Annotated in this window: 20 protein-coding genes and 1 pseudogene; 2 read left to right on the top strand and 19 right to left on the bottom strand. The window is 67.5% G+C overall.

The genetic code is table 11. The annotated features are described in order from the left end of the window. Positions 1 to 204, top strand: a pseudogene (locus tag ACXRVZ_RS25770) (IS110 family transposase); the annotation flags it as partial. Positions 205 to 274: 70 nt separating this feature from the next. Here ACXRVZ_RS25770 and fliR read toward each other — a convergent pair. From fliR to fliF, 13 genes are all read right to left on the bottom strand, one after another. Continuing rightward, a complete protein-coding gene (gene fliR / locus ACXRVZ_RS25765) occupies positions 275 to 1,039 on the bottom strand; it encodes a flagellar biosynthetic protein FliR (protein WP_457427816.1) in 765 nt (254 codons plus the stop codon). A 704-nt stretch (positions 1,040 to 1,743) separates the two neighbouring features. Then, a complete protein-coding gene (gene fliQ, locus ACXRVZ_RS25760) occupies positions 1,744 to 2,013 on the bottom strand; it encodes a flagellar biosynthesis protein FliQ (RefSeq protein ID WP_457427814.1) in 270 nt (89 codons plus the stop codon). Positions 2,014 to 2,015: 2 nt separating this feature from the next. Then, the gene (fliP, locus tag ACXRVZ_RS25755) at positions 2,016 to 2,759 is read right to left on the bottom strand and encodes a flagellar type III secretion system pore protein FliP (protein WP_457427812.1); all 744 of its coding nucleotides are present in this window, start codon (positions 2,757 to 2,759) and stop codon (positions 2,016 to 2,018) included. Next, positions 2,749 to 3,072, bottom strand: coding sequence for a FliO/MopB family protein (locus ACXRVZ_RS25750; protein ID WP_457427810.1), 324 nt, complete (start codon positions 3,070 to 3,072; stop codon positions 2,749 to 2,751). The genes fliP and ACXRVZ_RS25750 overlap by 11 nt, the downstream gene beginning before the upstream one ends. A 94-nt stretch (positions 3,073 to 3,166) precedes the next feature. Next, positions 3,167 to 3,610, bottom strand: coding sequence for a flagellar motor switch protein FliN (gene fliN / locus ACXRVZ_RS25745; RefSeq protein WP_457427808.1), 444 nt, complete (start codon positions 3,608 to 3,610; stop codon positions 3,167 to 3,169). Next, complete coding sequence (gene fliM / locus ACXRVZ_RS25740; RefSeq protein ID WP_458232988.1) at positions 3,600 to 4,604, bottom strand: flagellar motor switch protein FliM; 1,005 nt, start codon at positions 4,602 to 4,604, stop codon at positions 3,600 to 3,602. Before fliM ends, fliN begins: the two co-directional genes overlap by 11 nt. Next, positions 4,601 to 5,203 (bottom strand): flagellar basal body-associated FliL family protein, encoded by a 603-nt coding sequence (locus ACXRVZ_RS25735; protein ID WP_457427804.1) that lies wholly within the window; start codon positions 5,201 to 5,203, stop codon positions 4,601 to 4,603. Before ACXRVZ_RS25735 ends, fliM begins: the two co-directional genes overlap by 4 nt. A gap of 124 nt (positions 5,204 to 5,327) precedes the next feature. After that, positions 5,328 to 6,530 (bottom strand): flagellar hook-length control protein FliK, encoded by a 1,203-nt coding sequence (locus tag ACXRVZ_RS25730; protein WP_457427803.1) that lies wholly within the window; start codon positions 6,528 to 6,530, stop codon positions 5,328 to 5,330. Positions 6,531 to 6,547: 17 nt separating this feature from the next. Further along, positions 6,548 to 7,003: a flagellar export protein FliJ gene (fliJ, locus tag ACXRVZ_RS25725; RefSeq protein ID WP_457427801.1), complete on the bottom strand. Its 456-nt coding sequence runs from the start codon at positions 7,001 to 7,003 to the stop codon at positions 6,548 to 6,550. 72 nt (positions 7,004 to 7,075) lie between these two features. Then, positions 7,076 to 8,515 (bottom strand): flagellar protein export ATPase FliI, encoded by a 1,440-nt coding sequence (gene fliI / locus ACXRVZ_RS25720; protein ID WP_458232987.1) that lies wholly within the window; start codon positions 8,513 to 8,515, stop codon positions 7,076 to 7,078. Then, the gene (locus ACXRVZ_RS25715) at positions 8,502 to 9,278 is read right to left on the bottom strand and encodes a FliH/SctL family protein (RefSeq protein ID WP_457427797.1); all 777 of its coding nucleotides are present in this window, start codon (positions 9,276 to 9,278) and stop codon (positions 8,502 to 8,504) included. The genes fliI and ACXRVZ_RS25715 overlap by 14 nt, the downstream gene beginning before the upstream one ends. Before the next feature lie 11 nt (positions 9,279 to 9,289). Continuing rightward, positions 9,290 to 10,285 (bottom strand): flagellar motor switch protein FliG, encoded by a 996-nt coding sequence (gene fliG, locus ACXRVZ_RS25710; protein ID WP_457427795.1) that lies wholly within the window; start codon positions 10,283 to 10,285, stop codon positions 9,290 to 9,292. Between the two features lie 14 nt (positions 10,286 to 10,299). Further along, positions 10,300 to 12,006: a flagellar basal-body MS-ring/collar protein FliF gene (gene fliF / locus ACXRVZ_RS25705; protein WP_458232986.1), complete on the bottom strand. Its 1,707-nt coding sequence runs from the start codon at positions 12,004 to 12,006 to the stop codon at positions 10,300 to 10,302. A gap of 148 nt (positions 12,007 to 12,154) precedes the next feature. Here fliF and fliE point away from each other — a divergent pair, with 148 nt between their 5' ends. Continuing rightward, the gene (gene fliE, locus ACXRVZ_RS25700; protein ID WP_457427791.1) at positions 12,155 to 12,481 is read left to right on the top strand and encodes a flagellar hook-basal body complex protein FliE; all 327 of its coding nucleotides are present in this window, start codon (positions 12,155 to 12,157) and stop codon (positions 12,479 to 12,481) included. 10 nt (positions 12,482 to 12,491) lie between these two features. Here fliE and ACXRVZ_RS25695 read toward each other — a convergent pair whose 3' ends face one another. The 6 genes from ACXRVZ_RS25695 to ACXRVZ_RS25670 form a co-directional block, all read right to left on the bottom strand. Further along, the gene (locus ACXRVZ_RS25695) at positions 12,492 to 12,986 is read right to left on the bottom strand and encodes a pilus assembly FimT family protein (RefSeq protein WP_457427789.1); all 495 of its coding nucleotides are present in this window, start codon (positions 12,984 to 12,986) and stop codon (positions 12,492 to 12,494) included. Further along, positions 12,983 to 13,732, bottom strand: a complete 750-nt coding sequence (locus ACXRVZ_RS25690; RefSeq protein ID WP_457427787.1) for a flagellar brake protein — start codon at positions 13,730 to 13,732, stop codon at positions 12,983 to 12,985. Before ACXRVZ_RS25690 ends, ACXRVZ_RS25695 begins: the two co-directional genes overlap by 4 nt. Before the next feature lie 190 nt (positions 13,733 to 13,922). Continuing rightward, the gene (locus ACXRVZ_RS25685; RefSeq protein WP_457427785.1) at positions 13,923 to 14,222 is read right to left on the bottom strand and encodes a flagellar protein FliT; all 300 of its coding nucleotides are present in this window, start codon (positions 14,220 to 14,222) and stop codon (positions 13,923 to 13,925) included. A 34-nt stretch (positions 14,223 to 14,256) separates the two neighbouring features. Beyond that, positions 14,257 to 14,691, bottom strand: a complete 435-nt coding sequence (gene fliS, locus ACXRVZ_RS25680; protein WP_457427783.1) for a flagellar export chaperone FliS — start codon at positions 14,689 to 14,691, stop codon at positions 14,257 to 14,259. 191 nt (positions 14,692 to 14,882) lie between these two features. Next, complete coding sequence (gene fliD / locus ACXRVZ_RS25675) at positions 14,883 to 16,304, bottom strand: flagellar filament capping protein FliD (protein ID WP_457427781.1); 1,422 nt, start codon at positions 16,302 to 16,304, stop codon at positions 14,883 to 14,885. Positions 16,305 to 16,407: 103 nt separating this feature from the next. Further along, complete coding sequence (locus ACXRVZ_RS25670) at positions 16,408 to 17,373, bottom strand: flagellin N-terminal helical domain-containing protein (protein WP_457427779.1); 966 nt, start codon at positions 17,371 to 17,373, stop codon at positions 16,408 to 16,410. Positions 17,374 to 17,726 lie beyond the last annotated feature (353 nt).

Below are 17,726 nucleotides of genomic sequence, written 5' to 3'. Positions count from 1 at the left end.
GTGCTGTACATGGCCACGGTCTCGGCGATCGTTCACAACCCTGCGATCAAGGTCTTCTACGCACGCCTGGTCGCGGCCGGCAAGGCCAAGAAGGTGGCGCTTGTGGCCTGCATGCGCAAGCTGCTCACCGTGATCAATGCCATGTTGCGCGATCAAGCCACTTGGGATGCTGTCAAGCATCTTCAAACCCCTTCTGGCGCTTGACGCCAGACACAGTTGCTCGGGGGACCGGCTGGGCACGCCCGCGTTCAGCGGAGCGAGACCGGACGAGGGGCTAACTGAACGCCGCCAGCAGACGCTCAAGCGCCACGGTGAAGGGCGTCTGCATCAGCGGCAGCGTGGCCACCATGCCGATCAGGCCGACGCTGACGGTCAGCGGGAAGCCGACCGAGAAGACGCCGATCTGCGGCGCGACGCGCGAGATCACGCCCAGCACGAGGTTGACGAACATCAGCATCGTGATGAGCGGCAGCGCGATCCACAGGCCGATGGTGAAGATCTCCGCGCCCCAGCGGTGCGGCATCGTCGCGCGCAGGAAGGCGAAGGGCTCGGTGCCGACCGGGAAGCTGTGGAAGCTCTGCACCAGCGCGTTGATGAGCAGCAGGTGGCCGTTGATGGCGATGAACAGAAAGGCCACCATGCTGCCGAAGAAGCGCGCGCTGGCGGTGCCCTGGGCGCCGCTGGAGGGGTCGAAGAAGCCGGCAAAGTTCAGGCCCATCTGCAGGCCGATCAATTCGCCTGCGAACTCCAGCGCCGCGAACACGAGGCGCACGGCGAAGCCCATGGACAGGCCGATCAGCAGCTGTTGGGCGACGAGCAGGGTGAGGGCAGGGAAGGAGTCGAGCGGTGTGGGCGGGATCGCCGGCAGGGAGGGTTGTGCCGCCACGGCGATGAAGAGCGACAGGCCCACGCGCAGGCGCAGCGGCACGGCGCGCTGGCTGAAGGTGGGCATGCCGGCGAACAGGGCCAGGGTGCGGATGAAGGGCCAGAGGAGGGGGTTGAGCCACTCAAGGAGTTGGGCTTCGGTGACGGAGAACATGTTTGGTTAGTTGCTCCGCTGTGGGTTGCATTTGCCCAGAGCGTGCCTGCTCGATGCATTGCCGGGAGTCCGTCCCGGCGGCCGGGTAACTTTCTTCTGCGGGGCCAGAAGAAAGTCACCAAAGAAGAGGCCCTGAACCGCACACGAGCGCGACGCCGCAAAGAGCGGCGCGCGAAAACATCCACTGGCATTGCGGGCAGACGCGAGCCGCTGCGCTCTCGCTGCTGTCCTTGTGACGACTGCCATGGCGCGCCACTTCATGCCGCCTAACGCCGGCTGCACGCCGGGCTCACCAGGAATTGCCGCGTCGCTGGGGCGACGCCACATCGGTCTGGCGGGGCGGCGTTGGGGTTCGCTACCTACGACGAGCAACGAGCCATCGCGTCGCCCGAGCGACGCTGTCTTCGGTGTTTCTCGTGAGCCCGGCGTGCAGCCGCGCGTTAGGCGGGCTGAAGCGGCAAAGAGTGGTGCTGGTGACAAGGACAGCAGCGAGAGCGCAGCGGCTCGCGTCGTCCCACGCAACGATCGGCTGTTGCACGGCGCAGCTCGTGCATGTGGTGCTCGTGTGCGGTTCAGGGCCTCTTCTTTGGTGACTTTCTTCTGGCCCCGCAGAAGAAAGTTACCCCGCCGCCGGGCGGGACTCCCGGCACCGTGGCGCCAACCCGAAGCAGCGAACAGCGGCCCACTCATCGCAACAACCAGACCTACCCCACCACCGACGGAATCGTCATCAACGTCCGCTGGATGTATTCCACCAGCGTCGTCATCATCCACGGCCCCGCCACCAGCAACGTCACTACCGCTGCGATGACCTTGGGTACAAACGACAGCGTCGCCTCGTTGATCTGAGTGGCCGCCTGGATCACGCTGATGACGACGCCGACGAGCAGCACGACGATGAGGATGGGCGCGGCCACCAGCATCAGCATGTAGAGGCCCTGCTGGCCGAAAGTGAAGACTTGTTGTGCATCCATGGTCAGGTCACAAAAGAAGCGGCTAGGGAGCCAAGCAATAGATTCCAGCCGTCCGCCAAAACGAACAGCATCAGCTTGAACGGCAGCGACACGAGCACCGGCGACAGCATCATCATCCCCAGGCTCATCAGCACACTCGCCACGATCATGTCGATGACGAGGAAGGGGATGAAGATCAAAAACGCGATCTGGAAGGCGCTCTTCAACTCGCTGGTCACGAAGGCCGGCACCAGCACCTTGAAGGGCACTTCCTCCGGCTTCACGCTGGCGTCGAGCTTGGCCAGGCGCGAGAACAGCGCCACGTCGGCCTGGCGCGTCTGCTTCAGCATGAAGCCGCGCATCGGCACCTCGGCGCGCTTCAAGGCCTCGTCGAACTGGATGGTGCCGGCGCTGTAGGGCTGCCAGGCGTCGGCGTAGACCTTGTCCAGCGTCGGGCTCATGACGAAGAAGGTCAGGAACAAGCTGAGGCCGACGATGACCTGGTTGGGCGGCGCGGCCTGCGTGCCCAGGGCCTGGCGCATCAGGCTCAGCACGATGGCGATGCGCGTGAAGGCGGTCATCATCAGGATGACCGCCGGCAGGAAGCCTAAAGCCGTGAAGAACAGCAGCGTCTGGATGGGCACCGAGTAGCTGCCGCCGGCGCCCTGGCCGATCAGCAGCGGCAGCGTGGCCGGCGGTGTCTGGCTCTGCGCGAAGGCGCTGCCGGCGGCCAGCAGGCCGAGGCTCAGCAGGAACTTAAGCCGCATCGCCGCGCTCCTTGCTCAGCAATTTGGCGAAGCTGGCCGGCGCTACCGGCTCGGCCTGCGGCGGCATGACGTGCAGCGTCGTGATGCTCTGCGCCGTGGCGCCCAGCACCAGCCAGCGGCGGTCATCGCCCTGGCCGACCTCGACGACGAGCAGGCGCTGGTTGGGCGCCGTGGGCAGCTGGGCCACGACGCGCAGCACGCCCACCGCCGCCGCGCCACCCAGCGGCGTGCGCTTGAGCAGCCACAGCGCGACGGGGATCAGCGCGACGATGCCGAGGAACCAGAGAAAGGGGAGCAGGCCGGAAGCATTCATGCCTCGGCATTCTGCGGACGGACTTGAGCGACCGAACCCCCTAAATGGCCCGGCAAACCCTTGGTTGTCCGGGGACCACGCCCGCAGACCGCGATCAGGCCGCCTTGCTGAGCCGGCGCATGCGCTCGGACGGCGTGACGATGTCCGTCAGCCGGATGCCGAACTTGTCGTTCACCACCACCACCTCGCCCTGGGCGATCAGGTAGCCGTTGACGAGCACGTCCATGGGCTCGCCGGCCAGCGCGTCCAGCTCGACGACCGACCCTTGGGCCAGCTGCAGGATGTTCTTGATCGGGATGCGGGTGCGGCCGAGTTCAACAGTCAGCTGGACGGGAATGTCCAGGATCATGTTGATGTCGTTGCCCGGCCCCATGCCGCCGGTCGGCGTGAAGTTGGCGAAGTTCGGCGTGGACACCTGTTCCGGCACTTCGGCGACTTCCGACGCGACAGACGGGGCGGGCGCGGCCTCGGCCAGCGCCGCAGCCCATTCGGCCGCCATCGCGTCTTGTTCTTCTTGGCTGGGTGAATCAGGGCTCATGTTTGGCTCCTAACCAGCTCTCTTGCGGGCCAGTCAGCATCTTGTTGATCTTGAGCGCGTAGCGCCCGTTGGACGTGCCGTAGTGGCAGTCGAAGACGGGCACACCGTCCACCTTGGTCTGGATCATGGGATCCAGGTCCAGCTCGATGAAGTCACCCGGCTTGAAGGCCAGCAACTGCTCCACCGTGGCCGGCGCCGTGCCCAGCTCGGCGACAAGTTCGACCTCGGCGGCCTGGATCTGCGTCTTCAGCAGGTTGATCCAGCGGCGGTCCGGCTCGGTGGAGTCGCCCTGTGTCGTGCTGTAGAGCACGTCGCGGATGGGCTCCAGCGTCGAGTACGGGATGCAGAAGTAGATGGTGCCGCTGGTCTCGCCGATTTCCAGCGTGAAGGACGTCGACACGACGATCTCGCTSGGCGTGGCGATGTTGGCGAACTGSGGCTGCATCTCCGAGCGCTGGTAKTCSAGCTCGAGCGGRTAGATGCCCTTCCAGGCCTTGTGGTACTCGGCGAGGACGACCTCGACGATGCGGGTGATGACGCGCTGCTCGGTGGGCGAGAAATCGCGGCCCTCGATGCGGGCGTGGAACTTGCCGATGCCGCCGAACAGCGAGTCGATGACGGCGAACACCAGCGTCGGGTCGCAGACGATGAGGCCGCTGCCGCGCAGCGGCTTGACCGAGACGATGTTGAAGTTGGTCGGGACGACGATCTCGCGCAGGAAGGCGCTGTACTTCTGCACCTTGATGCCGCCGATGGCGACTTCCGGGCTCTTGCGGATGAAGTTGAACAGGCCGACGCGGATGTTGCGCGCGAACCGCTCGTTGATGATTTCCATCGTGGGCATGCGCCCACGAACGATGCGTTCCTGGCTGGCGAGGTTGTACTCGCGTATGCCGCCAACCTGCTCCTCTTCCTGCTCGAGCTTCTGACTCTCGCCGGTGATGCCTTGCAGCAGTGCATCGACTTCGTCTTGCGAAAGGATCTGCTGATTCATTGCACGATGAAGTTGGAGAACAGGACCTGGGAGATGGGGTTTTCGACGGTGTTTTTCTTCTTCTTCTTTTTCTTCTTCGGCGCGTCGCCGGCGTGCTCGGCCTCGTCTTCGTCGTCGAGTTCTATGCCCATGGGGCGCACCGCCTCACGCATGATGTCCTTGGCGAGCTGGTCCTTGCCCTCGCGGGTCAGCAGCTCTGCCGCCGTCTTGTGCGACAGCACCATCAGCACATTGCTGCGGATGGCGGGCATGTAGGCCTTGACCTGGTCGGCGAACTTGGGGTCCTCGACCTGCAGCGTGATGCCGATCTGCGCAAAGCGGTCCACGTCCTTGTCGGCCAGGTTGACCGTGAAGGGGTCCAGCGGCACGAAAGTGGGCGGGTGGTCGCTCTTGGGCTTGACCTTGGCCTTGGGCGCGTGCTCCTCGGTCTGATCGGCGCCGTCCTCGCCGTCGTCGACGGGCTTCTTCTTCAGCAGCAGCAAGGCCGCGCCGCCGCCGCCCAATACCAGGACCAGCACGGCTGCCAGGATGATGATCAGCTTCTTCTTGCTGCCGCCACCCTTGGGCGCGGCCTCTTCGGCAGCCGGCGCAGTCGCCATGAGAACTCCTTGAACGTCGCGCCCACCGCAGATGGAGGGCGGCTCGATGCCTGATTATTGACCTCGGGTCGCCCGGGCATGCGTGGATTAGGCGCGGCGCGGGCGGGCTATTCCCGCTTCAGGTTCAGGCAAACGTGTCGAGCAGGCCGACGCTGCGGCGAGCCGGCGCGGCCGCCACGGGGGCGGTGCCGCCGACGCGGTCGTTGCTAGCGCGTGAACTGCGCGCCATGCCGCCGGCATCGCGGCTGTCCTCGGCGTGATCTGCGTCACGCGGCGCCTGCTGGAAGACACCGCCGCCGGACAGCGTCAGCCCCTGACCTTGCAGCGCCGCAGCAAGGTCGGGCAGGCTCTGCTCCAGCGCCTGGCGCGTCTCGGCCTGCAGGGCGTGGAAGGAGACCTGGGCCTGGCTGCCGTCAACGACGATCTGCACGGTCACCGGCCCCATGTCGGCCGGGTTGAGCTGCAGCTCGGCGTGCTGCACGCCGTCCACGGCCATCAGGCTGACGCGCGCGCCCAGCTCGGGCGCGAAGGCGGGGCCGTGCAGCGGCGCCTGCACATTGGCGTAGGTCGCGGCTGCGGCGGCGTCGGGCAGGGTGGTGGGCGTGGGCAGCGCCTGGGCGAGGACGGCGGCGAAGCTCGGCGGGGCGGGCGCAGGGGCGGTGCCGGACGGGTCGCTGCCGGCCTGGCTGGCCGTGACCTGCAGCGACTCGGTCGACGCGCGCCCGGTGGACTTGTCGGCGCGCAGGTCGCCCGGCTTGGCGGCCGCGGCCTCGGGCTTGTCGGCGGCGCGGTCGTCGTTGGCTGGCGCGGTCGTCAAGGCACTCAGGGCGGGGCGAACTTGGGGCGCGTCATCCGCAGCAGCGGCGGCGCGGCCACGATGGCTGTCTGGCTTGGCCGCAGCGGCTGTCGCCTCGGGCGCGGCCGCATGCAGGCCAATGAGCTGCGTGAACTCCTTCAGCTCCGGCGTGTCGGCGGCTTCGTCCTCGTCTGCAGTCACGGCGTCGGTCGCGGCCTGGGCGTCGGCCTTGCCGGCGAGCGTGGCCTTGACGTCGGTCTTGGCCGTGCCCTCGGCGGCGCGGCTCTGCGCGGCGGGCTTGGCCGTTTGAGCGGTGGCGCGGCGCGGCGTGGCCGCGGCGGACGCGGCCTGCTCGGGCTCGGCCGCATCCTCGGGCGGGCTGGGCTCGGGGTCGGTCTGCGGCGGCGGCGGCGCAGTCTGATCGGTCAGGAACTGCGCGAAGCTGGGGCCGCCGGCGCTGCTGGCCGGCAGGGAAGGCTGGGCGGGCGGCGGCAGCGCGGCCGGCTTGGGGGCGATGTTCTGGGCAAGCATGGCGGTGACCTCAGCCCTCAGGCGTGCGCAAAGCGGCGCAGATGGGCGCGGGCGGCAAACTCGTCCGTGGCGCGCTGCTCGCGGCGCTGGTCCACCTTGGCAACCTCGGCCTGGCGGCGGGCGATGAGCTGGCGCAGCGCGGCCACGCGCAGTTCGGCCTGGCGCAGCGCGTCGCGGGCGCGCACCTGGCGCTGGTCGGCGTGGTTGGCCACATGGCCTTGCGTGTCGACGGCCTGGTTCAGGCGCTGGCCGAAGCTCTGGTAGCAGGCCACGATGTCCATCGTCGTGGCCTGGGCGAAGCTCTCGGTCCAGCGCTGCCGGTAGTCCTGACGGTAGCCGGCCAGCTCACCATGCTGGACATGCGCTGCCTGGGCTTGGGCGCTGGCGGCGTGCAGGGCCTGTGCGGCGGCGTCGCGCTCGCCTTCGGCGCGGTCCAGCAGCAGGCTCAGGGTGTCGGTCGGGGATGCACTCATTAACAACTCCAGCGCAGCGTCTGACACGGCGGTCAGGCGCTCAGGTCGATATCGGCAGCCCACCCCGAAAGGTTAGGCGCCTTGGACCACGGCCTGCAATTGGCTGACGCTGGCGTGAAGAAGTGCCGGGCTGTGCATGTCCTGCTGCAGCAGCCGCGTCATGTCGGCATGCAGGCGAACGGCCGTATCCAGCTCGGGGTCGCTGCCCGGGGCATAGGCGCCAAGCTGGATCAGGTCGCGGGCCTTGTTGTATTTCGCCAGAAGCTGGCGAAACCGACGCGCGGAATCGACCTGGTTTTGGGGTGCAACACTGGTCATCACCCGCGAGACGGAGCGCTCGATGTCGATGGCCGGGTAGTGGCCGGCCTCGGCCAACTCGCGGCTCAGCACGATGTGGCCGTCCAGGATGCCGCGCGCCGCGTCGGCAATCGGGTCCTGCGGGTCGTCGCCCTCGGTCAGCACCGTGTAGAAGGCGGTGATGGAGCCTTCGCCGGCCAGGCCGTTGCCGCTGCGCTCCACCAATTGGGGCAGCTTGGYAAAGCAGCTCGGTGGGTAGCCCCGCGTGGCCGGCGGCTCGCCGATGGCCAGGGCAATCTCGCGCTGCGCCATCGCGTAGCGGGTCAGCGAGTCCATCAGCAGCAGCACATGGCGGCCCTGGTCGCGGAAGTGCTCGGCAATCGCCGTGGCGTAGTGCGCGCCCTGCATGCGCATCAGCGGTGGCGCGTCGGCGGGTGCGGCGACGACGACGCTGCGCTTGCGGCCCTCGTCGCCGAGGATGTCCTCGATGAATTCCTTCACCTCGCGGCCGCGCTCGCCGATCAGGCCGACGACGATGACATCGGCCTGCGTGTAGCGCGCCATCATGCCCAGCAGCACCGACTTGCCGACGCCGGTGCCGGCAAAGAGCCCGAGGCGCTGGCCGCGGCCCACCGTCAGCATCGCGTTGATGGCACGCACGCCGGTGTCCAGCGGCGTGCGCACCGGGTCGCGGTCCATCGCGTTGATGGGGCGCCGTACCATGGGTTCGTTATGGATGTTAGTGAGCTCACCGCCACGGTCCAGCGGGTGGCCGTGCGGGTCGACGACGCGGCCCAGCAGGCCGTCGCCCATGGGCAGGTGCAGGCCGCGGTCCTCGCCACGGCGCCAGGGGTGCAGCGGCTGGCCCAGCTGGGGCGCCAGCGGCGGCAGGTGGCGCGGCACGACGGTGGCACCGCTGGACAGGCCTTGCACCTCGTCGGTGGGCATCAGGTAGGCGCGGTCCCCGGAGAAGCCGACGACCTCGGCGTTCACCGGCGCCGAGCCGCGGCGCGGGCTGTTGCCGCTGCTGGGCATCTGGATGCGGCAGACCGAGCCCAGCGGCACCTTGATGCCGGTGGCCTCCAGCACCAGGCCGGCCACGCGCACCAGCTTGCCCTGGCATTCCAGCGGCGAGCCGTTGGTGGCCAGCGTTTCGAGGTCGGCGAGGTGGCGCTGCCAGCGCTCAGTGCGCTCCGTGCGCTCAGTCGTCGTCATCCTCGCCTCCGCGGCGGTCTTCCCAGATCGAGGCCTGGCCTATGGTGGAGACGGCTTGCTGCCAACGCGTGGCAATCGTCGCGTCGACGCTGGCGACGTCGGCATCGACCTTGACGCCGCCGCGGGCCACTTCGGCGTCGGGGATGAGCTGGGCCTCGCGGGCCTGCAGTTCGGGGCCCGCGCCTTCCTGCACGAGCGGGAAATCGTCGGGGTGGACGCGCACGCGCACATGGCGGGCCGACAGCTGCAGCGCCTCCACCGCGTCATGCGCCACGCGGGCAATCAGTTCCGGGCGTTGCGCCAGCTCGCTGCGCACGACCTGGCGGGCCAGCTCGACGGCGATGCGGGCGAGCGAGGTGGCCATGTCGCCTTCCAGCGCCAGCATCTCGGCGTCGAAGTTCTTCACGACCTGGCCGACCTGGGCGCTGATCTGCTGCGCGAAGCTGTGCTTGAAGGCGTCCAGCGCGGCCATGCCGTCGCGGTAGCCGTCCTGGTAGCCGGCCTGGCGGGCGGCGTGCAACTGCTCCTGCGCGCTGGGCTCGGGTGGGGGCGGTGGCTGCACCGGTGCGGCCGCCGGCGCAGGCGCGGCGGGCTTGGCCTGGCTGAAGGGCGAGGCCGGCGCAGCGCCACCCAGGTTGTCGAGGTTCCAGGCCTTGGCGCCCTGCAGCTCTTCGCCGGGGATGAAGCGGGCGTAGGTGTTGCGGCGTTCGGTCTCCCGGCGGTCGGGCGGCGGGACTTGACGAGGAGGAGGACGGGTAGCCATAAGCCGCAGTGTCAGACGAACTGGTCGTCACCACCGCCGGCAAGCACGATCTGCCCTTCGTCCACCAGGCGGCGCACGATCTTGAGCATTTCCTTCTGCTCGGCCTCCACCTCCGACAACCGCACCGGGCCACGGGTTTCGAGGTCCTCGCGCAGCGTCTCGGCGGCGCGGGTGGACATGTTGCGGAAGATCTTCTCGCGCAGCTCGGCGCTGGAGCCCTTGAGCGCGACGATGAGGCTCTCGCTCTGCACTTCCTTGAGCACGGCCTGGATGCCCTTGTCGTCGATCTTGTTCACGTCGTCGAACGTGAACATGTTGTCCATGATCTTCTGCGCCAGGTCGGAGTCGGCCTCGCGGATGTAGTCCAGCACCGAGGCCTCGACGCTGGAGCCCATCATGTTGATGATCTCGGCCGCCGTCTTGGCGCCGCCCAGCGAGCTCTTCTTCATGCGCTCGCCGCCGGCCAGGATCTGGCTCATGACCTCGTTGAGGTCCTTCAGCGCCGTCGGCTGGATGCCGTCCAGCGTGGCGATGCGGATCAGCACCTCATTGCGGCCGCGCTCGGTGAACATCTTCAGCACCGAACTGGTCTGGTCGAAGTCCAGGTGGGCCAGGATGGCCGCGATGATCTGCGGGTGCTCGTTGCGCAGCAGTTCGGCCACGCTGGCGGCGTCCATCCACTTCAGGCTCTCGATGCTGGAGACGTCGCTGCCTTGCAGGATGCGGTCCAGCAGCAGGTTGGCCTTGTCCTCGCCGAGGGCCTTGCGCAGCACGGCGCGCACGTACTCGTCGGTGTCGGTGACCAGGGTGCTCTGGGTCTCGGCGATGGCGTCGAACTTGTCGAGCACGGTCTCGACCTGGGCGCGCTTGATGACCTTGAGCTTGGCTATGGTCTCGCCCAGCGCCTGCACTTCCTTGGGCGACAGATGCTTGAAGACCTCGCTGGCTTCCTCTTCGCCCAGCGACATCAGCAGGATTGCGGCGTTCTCTATGCCCTTGTCGTCCATGGTTCAGCTCTGAATCAGGAGGCGGTCTGGCCCGCCATCCAGTCGCGCATGATGTTGGCGACTGCCACTGGATTGTCACGGGCCAGCGCGCGGGCGCGTTCGAGTTTTTCGTTGTGCATGGGCGCTTCCAGCCTGGGAATTCCGCCTGCACCTGGCAACAGCTCGGTGTCGTCGACGATTTCATCCACCGTCTCGGGTTTGTCTTCCGGCGGCAGCGGCGCGGCGGCCCGGATGGCGGGGCGAATCATGCCGAAGACGGCGATCAGCGCGATGGCGACGAAGGCCAGCGGCACGATGGCGCTGCGGGCGATGTCCAGCAGCCAGGGCTGCTTCCACACGGGGATGTCCAGCGGCTCGATCTTGTCGACGATGAAGGGCGCGCTGATGACCTTGACCGAGTCGCCACGTTCGGCATTGAAGCCCATGGCCTCCTTGACCAGGTCGGTCAGGCGGGTGATCTCGTCGGCCGACACGGGCGTCGTCGTCGTCTTGCCCTTGGCGTCGGTCACCGTGCGGTGGTTGACGACGATGGCCGCGTTCAGGCGCTTGACGTTGCCGGTCGCGCCGCGCGTCACGCGCACCGTCTTGTCGACTTCGTAGTTGGTGACCTGCTCGCGGCGGCTGTTGTTGTTGCCGGCGCCGCCCTGGGCGGTCTGCAGCGGCGCGCTCGCGCCATTGATCGGGGCGGTTGCCGGCACGGGCGGCTGGTTGGTGGCCGCGCCGGGCACGCCGGTGGGCTGGGCGGCGTTGGCGTTGTTGGACTCGTTGCTCTGGCTGGAGCGCACCGCCGCCGTGGCGTTGGGGCCCTGGTTGGGGCGGTATTCCTCAGCGGTGGCCTCGGTCTGCGAGAAGTCGACGTCGGCGGTGACGCTGGCGCGCAGGTTGTCGCGGCCGACGACCGGCTCCAGCAGTTCGAAGATGCGCTTGCCGTAGCCGGCCTCGACCTGCTGCTTGTACTGCAGCTGCTGCGTGTCCAGGCCGGTGGCGGAGTCGGAGCCGGTCTGGGAGAGCAGGGCGCCGGTCTGGTCGACGATGCTGACGGCCTTCGGTGCCAACTCCGGCACGGCGCTGGAGACGACATGGACGATGCCGGCGATCTGGTTGCGGTCCAGCGTACGGCCGCCGCGCAGCGTCAGCACGACGCTGGCGCTGGGCTTCTGCTGCTCGCGGAAGAAGCCGTTCTGCTGCGGGATCGCCAGGTGCACGCGGGCGTCGACGACGTCGGACGTGGTCTTGATCGTGTGGGCCAGTTCGCCCTCCAGGCCACGCTGGAAGTTCAGGCGCTCGGCAARCTGCGTCTGGCCGATGGAGGACTTGTCCATCAGCTCAAAGCCGACCGCGCTGCCGGCGCCGCCGCCTGCGCCACCCTTGGGCAGGCCCAGCGCGGCGAGCTTCATGCGCAGCTCGTGGACCTGGCCGGCCGGCACGAGGATGGTGCCGCCGGCTTCATGCTTGTAAGGCACGTTCATGGAGGCGAGCTGGCCGATGACACCGCCGCCGTCCTTGTCGGACAGGCCGGTGAACAGCGGCCGGTAGTCGCCCTGGGACGACCACAGCGTGATGGCCAGCACGGCGCCGGCCAGGGCCACCAGGCCGGCACCCATGGTCAGCTTGCTGCGCAGCGGCAGGTCGCCGAGGCGCTGCACAAAATTCGGCGCGGCGTCGACCGGGGTGATCATCACCGGGCCGGCGGCAGCAGGGGCGCTCAGGGCGTTGTCCATCGAGGGCGAGACAGCAGGGGAGGGTCGGGGATCGACCGATGGCGCAAATTATTTGAGCCAAGCCCCCTCAAGAAAGCGCCGAAGTAGCCGACCACGCCCGCGCATCTCGATGCTTTGCACCCGTGACTTGCTGCCAAAGTCCGGTCCCATGGACATGAAGCTACGCCCCTTCGACTTTGCTCAGGCCGCTGCCCGCGCGGGCCTGGCGGTCAACGGACAGCCGCTGTCCGTGAAGCCGGCGGCCACCACGGGCGCCAGCTTCGGCGACGCGATGACGCAGGCGCTGAAGAACGTCAGCAGCCAGCAGAACGAGTCGGCCCGCCTGCAACGCGAAGTGCAGCTGGACAACCCGACCGTCAGCCTGGAAGAGACCATGGTCTCGATGCAGAAGGCCCAGATCGGCTTCCAGGCGACGCTGCAGGTACGCAATCGGCTGGTGTCGGCTTACTCCGAGATCATGAACATGCAGATCTGACCCTGCGGGTTCAGCAAGCACCCTTGCGTGCGTCTGATCCGCAGATCGACGGCCGCCCAAGCGGGTTGAGGTCGAGGTAGAGCTGCTGGTTCTTGTCGTTGGAGATGCCGATGCGCGTCCAGTCCAGCGCGCGGCCCATGCCGGCTTGGAACGTGATGCTCTGGCCCGACTGCAGCAGCGTGCCCTTGTGGTCGCGGTAGTTGATGCCGCCGCCCATTTCGCAGCGCGGCTGGCCGGTGGCGCAGTTGCAGGGCGCCTGGCGGCTGCTGCCCCAGCACCACTGCGGCCCGCTCTGGAAGCTCACGTAGACATTGCGCCCCTCCTCCACGCTGAGGGTGCGGGCGCGGCGCAGGTCCATCTCCAGCAGCTCGGCCACGTGGCGCAGCCGCTGGCGCGCCAGATAGCTGGAATACGTGGGCACGGCAACCGAAAGAACGATGGCCAGCACTGCCATCACGAAGGCCACCTCGATCAAGGTGAAGCCCTGGCTGGGCCGGGCCGTCATGTGTCCAGCTTCAACAGCCGGCGGCGCTTCTGCGTCTGGTCCACATAGACCTGCAGCGCCCGGCCGGCATTGGCGTCGAGGTCGACGAAGGAGCAGCCGAGCTGCAGCATGCCGTGCGTGTCACCGGCGATGGCGCTGGCGTGGTGGGGCACCAGGGCGATGCCCAGCGCCGTGAGGCGGTCCAGCTCCAGCACGAGGCCGGTGGCGACCTGGCCCACGACGAGGGATTGCAAGGGTTGCTCGGGCGTCAGCTCGCCGGGCAGGGCCAGGGCGAGGCCGCCGATGCTGATGTCCAGCACGCGCAGTGCGCGCCCCGGGTGCTCGCCGCCGGGGAGCACCACGCGCGGGTAGATGCTGCCGGCGGGCTGGACGCGGAAGGCTTGGCGGCGCTGGAAGCGATACAGCCGTTCGGGCAGGCTGCTGCGCAGCACGGCGCCCTGTTCGCCGCTGACGAGGACGGCGTCGTCCAGCTCGAACTGCAGTTTGATGGTGCCGAGGTAGGCCACGGCGGTGATCTCGCCGCTGGCCACCAGCGCCTGGCTGATGCCCTCGGGGTCAGTGCCGATCTCCAGGCCCAGCACGCCGGCTTCGCCGTCGAGGGCGCAGATGCGGCTGGACAGGCTCTGGCCGGGCGGGCCGCTCAGCAGCACGGCCGCGTTCTCGCGTTGCAACTGCTGCAGATAGGCCGCGATCTCGGCGGTGGCGGTCACCCGCAGTTGCTCGGGTACGGTGTCAGGGGCACTCATGCGGGAATGGTAGTCGGGCGGTCAACCGCGCGCGCGTGAACGCGTCACGCATTCGGGCCGAGCGCCGGGCCGCTCCCAAGCCGGCCCGCTGGGCGATGTGCTTGCCGGTCGATCCGGCAAGCATCGCCGTCCCCCAGGGGGACCGGCTGGACTCGCCGGCGTTCAGCCGATGCGAGACCAGACGAGGGGCTCAATGAACCAATCTGCTCTTGCCCTTCAAGACGTGATCCAGGTCCTCCAGCCACGGTTCGGCGAGGTGGCGGATCTCGGCGTCGTTGAGCAGGATGCGCTGCATGATGCGCGTTTTCAGCTGCGACTCGCCGGTGCCGAGCTGGCTCTGGTGAGCGGCGGACTTGAGCTGCGAGATCAGCAGCACGCAAGCGCCTTCGAGCTTGACGACTTCGTCCCAGTTGCCGGTGCGGGCGGCCGAGAGCATGTCGGCGCTGGCCTGCTCGATGGCTTCGTAGTAGTTCAGCAGTTCGGAGTTCATTGCGGGAGTCACCGGTGATTCTGTGAAAGTGCGCTCAGGCGGCTCGGGCTGCGGGCGCGCCCATGGCGGCAGGCGTCTGGCTGATCCCGGCCCAGGCTTCGCGCACGGGGCCGAGCAGGCGCTGGCATTCGTCGATGGCGGCGAGGTCGCTCTTCAGGTTGGCGTGCGTCAGGCGCATGCAGACGTAGCCATAGAGTTCGCGCAGATCGGTGGCCAACTGGCCGGCCGACAGGTCCAGGCCGGCGCGCAGGCCCTCGTCGAGGATGCGCACGGCGCGCGTCAGCGAGCGGCCCTTGAGTTCGATGTTGCCGGCCTGGATGGCCTGGGTGGCCTGGGCCATCGCATCGAAGACGCCGTCGAACAGCATGGCGACGAGGCGGTGCGGGCTGGCTGCCTGCACGTCGGTCTCCAGGCCCACCTTGGCGTAGAGGGTGGCGCGCTGGTTGCGGGCTGCGAAGGGGGAGGACATATTGCCGTACATGGTGTGTGTCGCTGAAGGCGTCGTCGTGTTGACTGTTTTTCGGCCTTCCCCGGGGTGAACTTGAGCCGGGCTTCACCTGAATTGCCTCGTGAACCGGGCAGTTGTTTCGAAGTTCACACAGTTCACAAATGACAACGGCGACCCGTGGGCCGCCGTGCATGCCGCACCGTACCTGCGGCTTATTCGTTGTTGAGCTTGTTCATCTGCATCGTCACATAGTTGGACAGGCCGTTGAGCTTGCTCATCTGCGTGTCCAGCGCGGAGTAGCGGGCGCGCAGGCGGGCTTCGGTGTGCGAGGCGTGGTCTTCCAACTCGTCGGCGCGCTTGCCGTTGTTCGCAATCTGTTTTTGCAGCCCGGCCTGGCGGCTGGTGAGGCGCCCGTCGGAGTTCAGCGCCCCGTCGATGTAGCTGCGGATGCGCTGCGCAAAGCCATCGTTGCTGCTGTTGGTGCCGTCCAGGCCCATGAAGAGCTTCTTCACGCTGTCCAGATCGCTTAAACCCGTGTTGAGCTTGCTGTCGGAGACCTTGATGTTGCCGTCGTTGCCGGGATCCAGGCCGAGTTGTGCCAGGCGGCCAATGCTGCCGGCCAGCGAGGTGGTGCCACCGATGATGCTGCGCAGCTGGTTCTGCAGGCCGATGGCGGTGGAGTCGCCCTGCAGCGGGCCGGCCGTCTTGGCGCTGGAGTCGTACTTGGTCTGCTCGCGCAGCAGCGCGTTGACGGCGTTGTAGGCGGTCGTGAAGTCGGTGATGAGCTTCTTGATCGAGTCCTTGTCCTGGCTGACGGCCACGCTGGCCGGCACGCTGGTCGTCTTGAGCAGCGTGATGTTGAGGCCGTCGATGGCCTCCTTCAGCGTGTTGGACTCGGAGCTGACGTCGATGCCGTTGATCAGCGCGCGGGCGTTCTGGGCCGGCAGGGTCTGGATCAGCGAGCTGACGCCGACACGCGGGTCGTAGCCGAGGTCGGCCAGGCCGCCGCCGGCATCGATGCGAAAGCCGTTGGTTTCGCCGCTGGCCGTGGAGCGCAGCGTGAGCCGCGAGCCGTTGGCGTCGTTGACGACGGAGGCGGTCACGCCGGTATTGGCCGCGTTGATGGCATCGCGGATGCCGGCCAGCGTGTCCTGGCCTTCACCGATGTTGATCGTCACTGCGGTGGCGCCGGCCTTGTCGGTGAAGGTGGTGTTGTCGTCAACATCCTTGCCCCAGGCGCCCAGCGTGATGGTCAGGCTGCCCTGGCCGACAGTCGTCGTCGAGCTGGCGTAAGGCGTGCCGCTGACCAGGGTCTGGCTGCTGGCGAGATTCTTCACCTCCACCGACACATTGCCGATGGCCGCACCCGCGCCGGCGCTGACGGACACGGCCGTCGGGTCACTGGAGGTGGCGAGCGTGCCGCTCCAGGTGGCGGGCGAGGTGAGCTTGGAGGCGGCGTCGCGCAGCGTCGACAAGGTGCTTTGCACCTTGCCGTAGGACGAGAGTTCGGTCTTGAGCCCCTCGGTCTTCTGCGCGAGCTGGGTGATGGGGGTACGTTCGGCAGCGACGAGCTTGCTCACCAGCGACTCGATGTCGAGACCGCTGCCGATGCCTGCTGAGCTGATGGTTGCCATGCTGCGAATGTAGGAAAGGCCGATATGCCAGAGGGATATCGGCCAGGATTTGCCGGGACTTTAGGCCCCGGAGCAAATTTTTTTGTAAAAACCCTTTCGGGTTTTAACGTTGCAGCAGCGACAGCACCTGCTGCGGCAGCTGGTTGGCCTGGGCCACCATGGCGTTACCCGCCTGCTGCAGGATCTGTGCCCGGCTCATGTTGGACGTTTCCTGGGCGAAGTCGGCATCCATGATGCGGCTGCGGGCGGCGGTCTGGTTCTCGACCGCGACTTGCAGATTGGAGATCACCGAATCGAAGCGGTTCTGCGTCGCACCGAAGGTGGAGCGGGCATTGTTGACCTGGGCCAGCGCGAAGTCGATGAACTTGATTGCGATGAGCGGGTCGGCCTGGTCGGCATTGACACCTGTCAAGGCGGGCGGCGCAACTGCGGTGGCGAAGTCGGGGTCGCTGATAGGCGTCGAACCGCTGCTGCCACTCGGGCCGAGGATGTTGATCTGGTTGCCGATGGCGGTGGCCAGGGCGCCGTCGTTGGCCGTTGCCGTCAGCGTCGTCCCGGCCGTCGTGCCCAGGACGTCGTTCATCGCGATGACGATCTGGTCATCTGCCGTCGAATTGGCGCCCACCTGGAAGATGAACGATGTCGACGGACCGGTGAGCACCTGCGAGCCGTTGAAGGTCGTGTTGCGCACCAGGCGGCTGACTTCCGTCTGCAACTGCACGAACTCGTTGTTCAGTGCCGTGCGGTCGTTGCCGTTGTTGGTGCCGTTGGCCGCCTGCACGGCAAGCTCTCGCATTCGCTGCAGCATGTCGCCGACCTTGCCTAAAGCGCCTTCAGCGGTCTGGGCCAGCGAGATGCCGTCGTTGGCGTTTCGCGCCGCCACGGTCATGCCGCGGACTTGCGTGTTCATTCGCTCGGCGATGGCCAGCCCCGCCGCGTCGTCCTTGGCGGAATTCACCCGCAAGCCGGACGACAGACGCTGCATCGACACCGCGAGCGAGCTCTGCGAGGCGTTCAGATTGCGCTGTGCATTCAGCGAGTTGATGTTGGTGTTGATGGTTTGGGGCATCGGGCACTCCTGGGATTCGTTCGCCGAGCCGGCTAAGCATTGCCAAGACTCGATGACCGAATTCTGCGAGTGCGTCGATGCCTCAAAAGGCCGATAAAGGCCCCAAACCACGCCCAATCAAAAGCCCCGCGCGCCCACCTTGCCTGGCGGGCGCCGGGGTTGCCTAGGAGGCTGTCGGGCTTTGGGATGGGTGCGCGCCGGGGCGAGTTGCCATGCCAGACAAGGCGCAACCGCCGCCGTGGGGCCTCACCCCACAAGGTGGGTGCAACGCCGGATGGCGTGGCAAATCGCCCCGGCCCTTCGGGTTGGCCCGTCTTGGGGTCGCATGCGGCGCTGCAAATGCTCGCCGGGTG

This window comes from Roseateles sp. P5_E8, assembly GCF_054177665.1.
The sequence above is the reverse complement of the archived record's forward strand: the minus strand, read 5'-3'. Positions and strand labels throughout refer to the sequence as shown.